Source organism: Moorena sp. SIO3H5 (genome assembly GCF_010692395.1).
In the GTDB taxonomy this organism is placed as follows: domain Bacteria; phylum Cyanobacteriota; class Cyanobacteriia; order Cyanobacteriales; family Coleofasciculaceae; genus Moorena.
Genome location: NZ_JAAHHS010000362.1, coordinates 1 through 7,775 on the forward strand (window position 1 = coordinate 1; position 7,775 = coordinate 7,775).

9 protein-coding genes are annotated in these 7,775 nt (G+C 43.9%); 7 read left to right on the forward strand and 2 right to left on the reverse strand.

Annotation, left to right across the window (positions count from 1 at the left end; all coding sequences use genetic code 11):
• Window positions 1-283: 283 nt before the first annotated feature.
• Together F6K52_RS28215 and F6K52_RS28220 are read left to right on the forward strand one after the other, a co-directional pair.
• Entirely contained in the window at window positions 284-979 is a 696-nt protein-coding gene (locus tag F6K52_RS28215; RefSeq protein ID WP_293086386.1) for a Uma2 family endonuclease, read from the forward strand.
• 124 nt (window positions 980-1,103) lie between these two features.
• A complete protein-coding gene (locus tag F6K52_RS28220; RefSeq protein ID WP_293086389.1) occupies window positions 1,104-1,511 on the forward strand; it encodes a GPW/gp25 family protein in 408 nt (135 codons plus the stop codon).
• Between the two features lie 18 nt (window positions 1,512-1,529).
• On the opposite strand, the gene F6K52_RS28225 is transcribed toward F6K52_RS28220, so the two are convergent.
• A complete protein-coding gene (locus F6K52_RS28225) occupies window positions 1,530-1,676 on the reverse strand; it encodes a hypothetical protein (RefSeq protein ID WP_293086392.1) in 147 nt (48 codons plus the stop codon).
• 179 nt (window positions 1,677-1,855) lie between these two features.
• Between F6K52_RS28225 and F6K52_RS28230 the strand changes: the two genes are divergently transcribed.
• Both F6K52_RS28230 and F6K52_RS28235 read left to right on the forward strand, forming a co-directional pair.
• The gene (locus tag F6K52_RS28230) at window positions 1,856-2,077 is read left to right on the forward strand and encodes a hypothetical protein (protein ID WP_293038423.1); all 222 of its coding nucleotides are present in this window, start codon (window positions 1,856-1,858) and stop codon (window positions 2,075-2,077) included.
• Entirely contained in the window at window positions 2,074-2,346 is a 273-nt protein-coding gene (locus tag F6K52_RS28235; protein WP_287360359.1) for a hypothetical protein, read from the forward strand. The genes F6K52_RS28230 and F6K52_RS28235 overlap by 4 nt, the downstream gene beginning before the upstream one ends.
• Window positions 2,347-2,615: 269 nt before the next feature.
• On the opposite strand, the gene F6K52_RS28240 is transcribed toward F6K52_RS28235, so the two are convergent.
• Complete coding sequence (locus F6K52_RS28240; RefSeq protein ID WP_293086397.1) at window positions 2,616-4,586, reverse strand: ATP-binding protein; 1,971 nt, start codon at window positions 4,584-4,586, stop codon at window positions 2,616-2,618.
• Here F6K52_RS28240 and F6K52_RS28245 point away from each other — a divergent pair.
• The 3 genes from F6K52_RS28245 to F6K52_RS28255 all read left to right on the forward strand — a co-directional run.
• A complete protein-coding gene (locus F6K52_RS28245; protein ID WP_293086400.1) occupies window positions 4,573-6,162 on the forward strand; it encodes a DUF4157 domain-containing protein in 1,590 nt (529 codons plus the stop codon). The genes F6K52_RS28240 and F6K52_RS28245 overlap by 14 nt on opposite strands.
• Before the next feature lie 776 nt (window positions 6,163-6,938).
• Window positions 6,939-7,088, forward strand: a complete 150-nt coding sequence (locus F6K52_RS28250) for a hypothetical protein (protein WP_293086403.1) — start codon at window positions 6,939-6,941, stop codon at window positions 7,086-7,088.
• 429 nt (window positions 7,089-7,517) lie between these two features.
• Window positions 7,518-7,775, forward strand: a 258-nt coding sequence (locus F6K52_RS28255) for a hypothetical protein (RefSeq protein ID WP_293086406.1), incomplete at its 3' end; no start/stop codon positions are given.

Here is a 7,775-nt window from a genome sequence, read left to right on the forward strand (position 1 = left end):
TGGGGAGATGGGGAGATGGGGAGATGGGGAGATGGGGAGATGGGGAGATTTTTATTAAGGGTAATTATCCTGACATGATACAAGAGGCAAAAGGCAAGAGGCAAGAGGCAAGAGTCCGTAGGGTGCGAAGCGCGATCGCGTAACCCACCAAAATCCCGAGGGTGTGTTAGTAATAAGCTAATGCGCATTTAAATTGGTTTTTCCCTGTTCCCTGTTCCCTGTTCCCTGTTCCCTTTGAGCAATTTAGGTATCCTAATCTAAAAGCTTAACAGCTTAAAATGCCATGTCTCAAACCATATTAAAACCGAAAACTACAATTCCACCCCTTGAAAGTGGAGATCTACTTACTCAGGTTGAATTTGAACAGCGTTATGCACAGATGCCTGATGTCAAAAAAGCGGAATTAATCGAAGGAGTTGTTTATATGGCATCGCCTTTAAGAATGACCCAACATGCTAATCCCCATGCTCGTATTATGACTTGGTTAGGTACATATTGGTCAGCTACACCAGGGGTAGAAGTGGGCGATAATGCGACTGTACGTCTAGATCCAGACAATGAACCTCAACCGGATGCTTTACTAAGACTAACGGTAGATGGACAATCAAGGATTACTGAAGACGGCTATGTAGAAGGTGCGCCAGAATTAATCGTAGAAATAGCAGCGAGTACGGCCTCTATTGATTTAAATAATAAATTAAAAGCTTACCGACGTAATCAAGTTCAAGAATATTTAGTTTGGCGGGTTTATGACGGAGAACTTGATTGGTTTCGGTTAAGGGAAGGAAAATATATTAAACTAGAACCGAATGATAAAGGCATTATCTGTAGTGACTACTTCCCTGGTTTATGGTTAGCCCAAGACGCTTTACTTACCGGAGACTTAGGCCAAGTATTAGCAATTTTACAGCAGGGATTAACATCACCGGAACATGAAAAGTTAGTTAATAATTTGACCGATAAGGGGAAGGTTGACTAGAACAAGAGGCAAGAGGCAAGAGGCAAGAGGCAAGAGGCAAGAGGCAAGAGGCAATAGGTAATAGGTAATAGGTAATAGGTAATAGGTAATAGGTAATAGGTAATAGGTAATAGGTAATAGGCAAATGGAAGAAAACAGCTCTTTTTTAGGGACAGGATGGAGTTTCCCCCCGACATTTAACCAGGATACAGGAACCGTGGAGATGGTTTCTGATCACGAGGATATTGTCCAAAGTTTGGAAATTATCCTGTCAACCCGTCCAGGGGAACGGATTATGCAGCCTGACTTTGGTTGCGAATTGAGTCAGTTTCTGTTTGAGGAAATTACTCAAGGGTTAATTACGGGAATAAGAGGCACGATTTCTGATGCTCTTTTGAACCATGAGCATCGTATAGATGTGGAGGAAATTACTATTGAAGACAGTGAAATAGACGGATTGTTGTTAATAAGTATTACCTATACGGTGCGAGTCACTAATTCTAGGTTTAACCTGGTTTATCCTTTTTATCTTAATGAAGCTCAAACGGTTTGAGTTCTTGTATAGCGGTTTTCAATTGGGTGAGGTACAGAGAACAGGGAACAGGGAACAGGGAACAGGGAACAGGGAACAGGGAACAGGGAATAGGGAACAGGGAACAGGGAATAGAGAAGAGGGAATAGGGAACAGGGAACAGAGTTCTTGTAGGGTGGGCTGCATGTCGATGATTCCAGATCAAATAGGGAATTGGCTCAGCATTTGCCCACCCTCCCCGCACTCCCCGCGCCCCCGCCCCGCACTCCCCGCGCCCACTCCCCTATTGCCGCTGTAAGGCATGTAAACGAAAACTTAAGCTAACATTTATTTAGAGACGTTTTTCCTGATAAATACTGAAATTAATGACTTATCTATTAACAGAGGCTTTTCAGAAAGCACAAAATTTACCAGAAGAGATACAAAACGAACTTGCTCATCAGTTAATCGAAGATATTGAGAATGAACTTAAATGGCAAAAAACATTATCACAATCTCAAACCTCTTTCCTAGACGAATTAGCCCGTAAAGCATTAAATGAATCTAAGATAGGGGAAACGAAAGTTATGGGTTTTGATGAATTATGAAGTCAGAATTAACCAATGACTTTGTAAACTGTTTTGGTAAATTACCAGAAAAAGTAAAGCAGACTGCACGAAAAAATTATAAACTTTGGAAACAGAATCCCAACCATCCAAGTTTAGAGTTTAAGAAACTTCAGACTCAAGAGCCAATATACTCTGTTAGGGTGGGAATCGGTTGGCGTGCTGTAGGAGTTATGAAAACCACAGATACAATAGTTTGGTTTTGGATTGGCTCTCACACTGAATATGATAAGTTACTTAAAAAGTTATAATGTGATTGCCGCTAGATAAAACTTACAAAGAAAAAGACTGACCCAAAAAAAACCGAAAATCAGGCATAGCACAATGGCAAATTCGGTCACGAAAAAAGTCTCATCAAGGCAAATACCTGACTTAGGTCAAAAAAAGAGCAACAGCTTGTAGGGTGGGCTGCATGTCGAGGATTCGAGATCTTATTGTGATTGGATCAGCATTTGCCCACCCTACGCCACTACCTACGCCTGAGAGCTGATAGCTGATAGCTGACCGCTGAATGCTTACACTAAAACCACCCTTCAATCTCATCGTTTGTCAACATTTTCTTCAACTTAAGATATTCCCGTTTTGTGGCTTCTAAGATATGTTCCATGTTCACGGCTTCATCGGCGGCGGCGGCCAAAAAGGCGGCATTTAGGGCTATATTGCGAATATTTCCGCCAGCTACATTGAGTTGACCAAGTTTCTGGTAATTTAAGTCTTGGGTTGGGGTCTGGGCAGGAAAAATGCGCTGCCAAATTTGGGTACGGATTTCGGGTTGGGGAAACGGAAACTCGACCACAAAGCGAATGCGGCGCGAAAAGGCACTATCGAGGGCGCTTTGGAAATTGGAGGTCAATATAGCTAACCCTTGATAGGCTTCCATGCGTTGCAGCAAATAGCTGACTTCGATGTTAGCGTGGCGGTCGTGACTGTCTTGAACTTGGGTACGCTTACCAAACAGGGCATCCGCTTCGTCAAACAGTAGAATAGCACTTCCGGTTTCAGCAGCATCAAAGATCCGCCGCAGATTCTTTTCCGTCTCACCAATATATTTACTGACTACTCTACTTAGGTCGATGCGATAAAGATCCAGGCGAAATTCCTGGGCTAATACCTCTGCTGCCATGGTTTTACCAGTACCGCTAGCACCGTAAAATAGGGCGCTGATGCCCAAACCCCGGTCGCCTTTTTGGGCGAAACCCCATTGCTGATAGACTTTATACTTGTGTCTGAGATGAGTGGCAATATCCCCAAGAAGCAGCCGTTGTGGGGTTGGTAAAACCAGATCGTCCCAGGTAGCCGTAGCATTGATAGGTTGCGCTAAGTGATCTAATTGATTACGGGCATTATGGCGGCAGAAATCCCATAATTGAGTAGAGTCTTGAATTTTGAATTTTGAATTTTGAATTTTGAATTGATCACAGGCAGCTTGAATAGTAGCATGATTGAGGTTAAACTGTACCGCGATGCGCTCAAGTTGACCGTTAAGTTCTGCTGCTGCTGACCCTATATGGCTTTCCCACAGGCAATATTTTTCCTCGTGGCTCAATGGGGGGATGTCTTGGTTAACAATAGTCCGCTGACAGTCAATTTTTCGGTCATTGCAGCTGAGGATTAAAGGAGTATTGATACTATCAATAAATTTGCTCAGAGCCAACTCCCGCCCAGGCTCAGAAAAATTATAACTATCGCAGTCAATAAACAGGACACTATTGCTAAGTATTGCTTCCCTTTCCCAACGCTTCCCCAGTTGGTACACTTCCTGGGGGTTGGTGGTCAGAGCCAATGGTTCGAGAGTATGTAACTTTAACCCCAAACCCTGACAAGTGGCGGAGGCAATTTGGTATTTAGTGCTTCGATCCGAGCGAGATAATTGCACCACGGGATAGCTATTTCTCCCCTCGCCCCCAGACCAAATGGTGATCAATTGCTCCACTATACTTAACTGAGAGCTAGGCAAAAGATGAAGGTTGGTCTGAGGCGGTTGGGGTTTGATCTTTCCTGCTAATTCCTGGTCTGTGGCATATTCTCCCAACAGAAAGCAGAGGATACGCTGGTCAATATAGAGGGGGGACTGGCTTAGGATCAATCCTGGTTCTATGTGGAGCAGTTGCAAGTTTAGTAAAGGGCGTTGGGGAGAAAGGACACCCCAATTGGCTCCGGGAAGGGCGTCAAAAGCTAAACTGAGAGTAGGATAGTTTTTGTTTGGACTATTTTTTTGGGCTTTGGCAAACAAAGAATGGAAGTATGGTTCTATTTCCATTCCCGCGCACATGAGCAGGATATCCCTTTCAAAGGGGGAGAGAAGGAATTTGTTACAAAGTTGAGCCAGGGCAGAAGAATTGTCAACAAATTCGGTAACGGTTTGTAGATTTTTTTTACCTTCTATGTAGTTTTCTAAATAGTTACGAACTCGCAAGATTTCTAGAAACAGAGAACTAATATTAGAGTGATACCAGTTGGTTTTAGTTTGGGGTGCCATGTCGCGCTCCATGAAGACGATCCGATCGACTGATATTGTTTTCTTTAAGGGTACATGGGAAATAGAACTAGCTATGCGCACTACTCATACCTATAAACCTAAATATTCTCACTCTACTTCTAGGACAATTGCTCAAAAAAAGAAAGACTCCAGAGTGATGGGTTCTAGAAGAAGATTGGATGCAGAGGACAGGGATTGGAACGCAGAAGAGGCGGTCGGGGAATGGGGAAGTAGAATGGCTAATGTGATGCACTCCCTTGAAACCGGACAATACGTGCCCGACACGGGATGGTATGAAAAGGGGCTGCAAGCAAAGTTATCGTTTGGACAGCCGGTGGAGAAAAACCAGGAAGGGGCGAATCACGGTGGACATCAGGTAGTGCAGCCGAAAAGGATGATGGTGCAGCTCAGAGCACAACCGTTGACGGGGGATTCGGTGACATATGGCGATAGCATGAGGGAATCGAGGAGCCAAAAGGAAAACAAAACTGGCTTGCCTGATCGCCTCAAGGCAGGAATAGAAAGCCTCTCTGGCTACTCGATGGATGATGTGAGGGTGCATTACAACTCGGAGAAACCGGCACAATTGCAGGCATTGGCGTATGCACAGGGGACGGATATTCATGTTGGGCCGGGGCAGGAGAAGCATTTGCCCCATGAGGCTTGGCATGTGGTGCAGCAGAAACAGGGACGGGTGAAGCCAACCGTAATGAGGAAAGGTGGGGTGAAAATCAATGAAGATAAAGGATTAGAGAAAGAAGCAGATATGATGGGAGCGAAGGTTTTACAGGTTAATGAACAAAAAAGCCTCCCAATTGTCCACAAAAATATCAGAAAAGAAGAACAAAAAATATTACATATAACGCCACCTGTGCAATTACTAAAAGACGAAGTGTATAATCAGCTGGAAAAGGCCGGAAAAAAAAATAAGGAATTGATGAAGACGGCATGGAAGGTGGCGGCAGTTAGTGATATGCTAAGCGAAAAAAGAGTTTGGCATCGTATAGGGGGAAGCCTGGCGGCCCGATTGCATGGTGCCCCACGTACCCCCAACGATCTTGACATAGAAGTGCCAAACAATGATATGTTAGACCGTGGATATAGAATACTGAAAGAAGGTTATAGGGGAGATAATCGGCATATTGGCAGTAAGGTAATAGTAGAGTTGTTTAAGGTACATAAATATAGCCCAGGTTTTTTGGCTCTTATTACGATGGAAATAACTACAGACTCAGGAATGAATAAAGAGAGGATGGATGTTGACATGGTAAATGAGAACTCGGATAGGATAAATGAAAATCTAGTACCCCCATCGGAGCTAAAGCCACAGGGAGGAGAGGGAGGTCTGATGCAACCCTTTGAACTAGTGATGAACTATTTAGATAGAATTACCGAAAAACCCTTGATTGCCCATCAAAAGAATGATGGGTATCAAATAAAGAAATTGCTAAAAACGCAGTATTCGGATTATAAAAAACCGGAGCAAGTAATAGATATTTGTGAAAAAATATACGGTCACGCCGTAGAGGAATCATATCCAAGATTTCTGAAAACCCTGGCAAACCTTTACAAAAGCGGGTGGGAATAGCCACCCATCACAACAACCGGAAAGAAACAACAAAACCGGCCAAACAGTGCGATCGCTCTTGTAGGGTGGGCAAATGGACATGATTCGAGTACAAATGGTCAAACTTTCATTATTAGCCCACCCTACCTCACGTTCTTAATTTGCCCACCCTACTCTACTCCCCTGCGTTAACTTATAAATCGCGAAAATCTAGAGTGCGATCGCTGATAAAGTAGGGTGGGCAAATTGACATGATAACTGATCTAATTGTCAAACTATCGGAATTTGCCCACCCTACCCGACTATTTTGTTGCTTAATTTAGGTTCTCATGATGAAGTATATTAGCTGACGGCGAGTAGCGATCGCTGATAAAGTAGGGTGGGCAAATGGACAGGATTCCTGATGAAATTGCCAAACTCTCATAATTTGCCCACCCTACCCGACTACCCTAGGTCATGGGATCACCTATATTGTTGGTTGGGTTAAAGCAAAGTGTTCGCTCTTGTAGGGTGGGCTGCATGTCGATGATTCGAGATCAATTGGTCAAACATTAATAATTTGCCCACCCTACCCCACATTCATTATTTGCCCACCCTACTCCCCTGCAAAATCTTCTAAATCGCGAAAATCTAGAACTTGTGGTAAATTACTCCCACAACAACACCCCCAATCGGGTCGATACTTGCCTCGCTCCACCCATTTGTGAAAACTGGAATATTCCCACAAATGAGGACAAGACACCAAACCATGTTTAACCGGATGTAGCGTGAATATAATCTATATGTCGGTGTAAATCATGGTCATCACGAATTGTATGCTCCCAAAACCGACGTTGCCAGACATTGCTTTCAAGGGTGTTTACGACGAGAAGCAGAAACATCTACCGAAAATGAGCGTTTTCCCGGTAAAGAGTGCGATCGCTGATAAAGTAGGGTGGGCAAATTGACATGATTCGTGATGAAGAAGCCAAACTATCAGAATTTGCCCACCCTACCCGACTACCCGACGGCATGCGATCACCTATGTTGTTGGTTGGGTTAAAGCAAAGGCGAGTAGTAGGGTGGGCAAATGGACATGATTCGAGATCAATTGGTATTACGTGGATGATTTGCCCACCCTAGCCGTGATCTTGTAGGGTGGGCAAATTGACATGATAACTTATGAAATTGTCAAACTATCAGAATTTGCCCACCCTACCCGACTATTTTGTGGCTTAATAATGGTTATAATGATGAAGTATATTATCTGACGGCGAGCAGTAGGGTGGGCAAATGGACAGGATTGATGATCAATTGGTATTACGTGGATGATTTGCCCACCCTACCCCTGGTTTGGGAAAATGGAAGAGCGATCGGGCCGGGATAATGTCAGGGAAATGAGCGAAACTAAAGATAGTTCTAGTCCCTTAACCCAATTGCTGATGACAACTATTAAAGAACAATTGCTGCTCGCGATCGAATCCGCGCCAGAACCGATTTTGGCGCAAATTCTTGACTATCTCGAATACCTCAAAACCAGAGCAACCAGCCCTGACACTCTCTCTAGCCCAGTGCCAACTAAGAACGAGGAGGGGAAACCTATTCTGCATGGCTCTAAAGCCAAAGACCTACTGAAATTTGCTGGAACCTGGCAG

Coding starts and splice junctions, on each gene's coding strand:
- F6K52_RS28215 (WP_293086386.1), top strand. CDS start 284: ATGTCTCAAACCATATTAAAACCGAAAACTACAATTCCACCCCTTGAA.
- F6K52_RS28220 (WP_293086389.1), top strand. CDS start 1,104: ATGGAAGAAAACAGCTCTTTTTTAGGGACAGGATGGAGTTTCCCCCCG.
- F6K52_RS28225 (WP_293086392.1), bottom strand. CDS start 1,676: ATGCAGCCCACCCTACAAGAACTCTGTTCCCTGTTCCCTATTCCCTCT.
- F6K52_RS28230 (WP_293038423.1), top strand. CDS start 1,856: ATGACTTATCTATTAACAGAGGCTTTTCAGAAAGCACAAAATTTACCA.
- F6K52_RS28235 (WP_287360359.1), top strand. CDS start 2,074: ATGAAGTCAGAATTAACCAATGACTTTGTAAACTGTTTTGGTAAATTA.
- F6K52_RS28245 (WP_293086400.1), top strand. CDS start 4,573: ATGTCGCGCTCCATGAAGACGATCCGATCGACTGATATTGTTTTCTTT.
- F6K52_RS28240 (WP_293086397.1), bottom strand. CDS start 4,586: ATGGAGCGCGACATGGCACCCCAAACTAAAACCAACTGGTATCACTCT.
- F6K52_RS28250 (WP_293086403.1), top strand. CDS start 6,939: ATGGTCATCACGAATTGTATGCTCCCAAAACCGACGTTGCCAGACATT.